The sequence below is a fragment of the Pseudomonas sp. IT-P100 genome (assembly GCF_949767185.1).
GTDB lineage: Bacteria > Pseudomonadota > Gammaproteobacteria > Pseudomonadales > Pseudomonadaceae > Aquipseudomonas > Aquipseudomonas fluorescens_B.
The window spans coordinates 1-316 of record NZ_CATKQK010000049.1; the positions used below are offsets into that span (position 1 = coordinate 1).

Consider the following 316-nt stretch of genomic DNA (forward strand, 5'->3'; position numbering starts at 1 on the left):
AATGAATGCAGCAAGCCGGTGTGATTCAACAAACTCAGCTGCCAACCGGCGTCCACACTTTCCGTCAACACGGGCTGACCACTCAAGCCGTAGACAGTCACCAGGTTCGGTTTCGGCGCCGAGCCCCAAAGCCGTGGATCCCATGACGCAATCAACCGCCCCGCCGCGTCGTAAATTTGCCGAGTGATTCGCGACTCGATATCTGTTTTGTCTGGATGCCGACAGTAGTCCACGTTGCGGATTGCCAGCGAACGCGAATTAATAATCGACAACGTGGGTGTGTGTTGGTGAGGGTTCACGGTATCGACGGTCCTTC

Annotated in this window: 1 pseudogene; it reads right to left on the minus strand. The window is 55.7% G+C overall.

Annotation, left to right across the window (positions count from 1 at the left end):
* Positions 1-299 (minus strand): annotated as a pseudogene (locus ACM6IQ_RS23850) (RHS repeat protein); the annotation flags it as partial.
* Positions 300-316 lie beyond the last annotated feature (17 nt).